Origin of the sequence: Oleiagrimonas sp. (assembly GCF_027858935.1) — a bacterium.
GTDB lineage: Bacteria > Pseudomonadota > Gammaproteobacteria > Xanthomonadales > Rhodanobacteraceae > Oleiagrimonas.
The window spans coordinates 1-2,811 of record NZ_JAQIBU010000130.1; the positions used below are offsets into that span (position 1 = coordinate 1).

At 64.1% G+C, this 2,811-nt stretch carries 2 protein-coding genes; both read left to right on the forward strand.

All coding sequences use genetic code 11. The features are described from left to right. Positions 1-60: 60 nt before the first annotated feature. A complete protein-coding gene (acs, locus tag PF446_RS04995; protein WP_298070148.1) occupies positions 61-2,001 on the forward strand; it encodes an acetate--CoA ligase in 1,941 nt (646 codons plus the stop codon). Positions 2,002-2,158: 157 nt separating this feature from the next. Beyond that, positions 2,159-2,811 (forward strand): response regulator transcription factor (locus PF446_RS05000; RefSeq protein ID WP_298070149.1); only part of this gene is annotated, 653 nt, incomplete at its 3' end.

Here is a 2,811-nt window from a genome sequence, read left to right on the forward strand (position 1 = left end):
ATTCCGGCTGCGCGGTCCATGCCAACCCGTGTCGCCGCGTTTCATTCCAGGAGGCCCGTCATGTCCAAGCAGTATCCGGTCAAGCCCGAATTCGCCAGCAAGGCGCGCATCACAGCGGACGATTACGATCAGCTGTACGCGCAGTCCATCAAGGATCCCGAAGCCTTCTGGAAAAACGTTGCAAAACGCGTGGACTGGATCAAGCCGCCGACCAGGATCAAGGACGTGTCCTTCAAACCCGGCAATGTCCACATCCGCTGGTACGAGGACGGCGTGCTGAATATTTCCGCCAACTGCCTGGATCGCCATCTGGACAAACGCGGCGACAAGGTCGCGGTGATCTTCGAGGGCGATGATCCCGGTGAGTCCCGCAGCATGACCTACCGTCAGCTATACGCCGAGGTCTGCAAGTTTGCCAATGCCCTGCGCAAGCTGGGCATTGCCAAGGGTGACCGCGTGGCCATCTACATGCCGATGATTCCGGAAGCCGGCGTGGCGATGCTGGCCTGCGCCCGCATCGGTGCAGTGCATTCGGTGGTGTTCGGCGGGTTCTCGCCCGATTCGCTGGCCGGCCGCATCGCCGACTCCGAGTGCAAGATGGTCATCACCGCCGACGAGGGGGTGCGCGGCGGCAAGAAGATTCCGCTCAAGGCCAACGTCGATGGCGCGCTGGAACGCGAAGGCACGGCCTGCGTCGAGACGGTGGTGGTGGTGCGTCGCACCGGTGGCAGCATCAACGTGCAGTCGCCGCGCGACCGTTGGTACCACGACCTGATCGAAGGCCAGTCCATCGATTGCCCGCCGGAACCGATGAATGCCGAAGATCCGTTGTTCATCCTGTATACGTCCGGGTCCACCGGCAAGCCCAAGGGCGTGCTGCATACCACCGGCGGGTATCTGGTCTACACCAGCTACACCCACGAGTGCGTGTTCGACCTGCGCGAGGATGATGTCTTCTGGTGCACCGCGGACGTGGGCTGGATCACCGGCCACAGTTACGTGGTCTACGGGCCCTTGTGCAACGGCGCGACCACGGTGATGTTCGACGGCGTGCCCAACTATCCCGATACCAGCCGTTTCTGGCAGGTGGTCGACAAGCACAAGATCACGCTGTTCTACACCGCGCCCACGGCCATTCGCGCGTTGATGAGGGATGGCGACGGTCCGGTCAAGAAGACCTCGCGCAAGAGCCTTCGCGTGCTGGGCACGGTCGGCGAGCCGATCAATCCGGAAGCCTGGGAGTGGTATTACCACGTGGTCGGCGAGGAACGTTGCCCGATTGTCGATACCTGGTGGCAGACCGAAACCGGCGGCATCCTGATTACGCCGCTGCCCGGCGCCACGGCAACCAAGCCGGGATCGGCGACCAAGCCGTTCTTCGGCATCCAGCCGGCGGTGGTCGATGCCGAGGGCAGCCTGATGCAGGGGGAATGCTCGGGCAACCTCATCATCACCGATTCCTGGCCCGGCCAGATGCGTACCGTCTACGGGGACCACCAGCGCTTCATCGACACCTACTTCAAGACCTATCCGGGCAACTACTTCACCGGCGACGGCGTGCGTCGCGATGAAGACGGCTACTACTGGATCACCGGCCGCGTCGACGACGTGATCAATGTGTCCGGTCATCGCATTGGCACGGCCGAAGTGGAAAGCGCCCTGGTTGCGCATCCCCAGGTGGCCGAGGCCGCCGTGGTCGGTTGCCCGCATGAGATCAAGGGGCAGGGTATCTACGCCTATGTCACGCTCAATGCATCGGTGGAGCCTAGCGAGGCATTGCGCAAGGAACTGGTCGACTGCGTGCGCAAGGATATCGGCGCGATGGCCTCGCCGGACTTCGTGCAGTGGTCGAGCGGCTTGCCCAAGACGCGTTCGGGCAAGATCATGCGGCGTATCCTGCGCAAGATTGCCGAAAACCATCCCGACCAGCTCGGCGACACTTCCACGCTGGCCGACCCCAGCGTGGTCGAGAAACTGGTGAAGGAACGACTGGTCAAATAGTCCCATATCGCTCAATGGAGGAGGCTGCGCGTGAAGGGAATGACGAAATCTGGCCGGATGCATCCGGCTCCGGGCTGTTGCGGTCGCGCCGTGTTGCGGGCCGTTGCGCGCTGCATCGCGGACGATCTCGCGCGGCGTCCTGGGGGCTGATCCGATGATGTCCGACATTCTCATCGCCGACGATCATCCACTGTTCCGGGACGCCCTGGAGCGCGCAGTCTCGGCCGCCCTGCCTTCGGCCGTGGTGCACAGTGCCGACAGCGTGCTGGCCTTGCAGGAGCTGGTCGAGGACCGCCCGGATGCAGACCTGTTGTTGCTGGACCTGCACATGCCCGGTGCGCATGGCTACTCCGCGCTGGTGCATCTGCGCGGCAGCCATCCGGGCCTGCCCATCATCGTGGTCTCGGCGCTGGAGGGCGCCAGCGTCGCCCGTCGCGCGCTGGCCCATGGCGCTTCGGCCTACATCCCCAAATCGGCACCCGTCGAGGAGATCGGTGCCGCCATCCGGGCCGTGCTGGATGGCGACGTATGGCTGCCGGCCTCGCTGCAGACCGGACATGCCGCATTGCTCAAGCCCGACGAAGTCGATGTCGCCACCCGGATCAGCCAGCTCACGCCGCAGCAGTTTCGCGTGCTGACCATGCTGGCCGATGGGCTGCTGAACAAGCAGATCGCCTACGAACTCGGTGTCACCGAAGCCACGGTCAAGGCGCACATGACCGCCATCATGCGCAAGCTTGGCGTGCACAACCGCACCCAGGTCGCGCTGGCGGCGCAACAGCTTGCGCTCGACCCGGATGCGCTACCCAG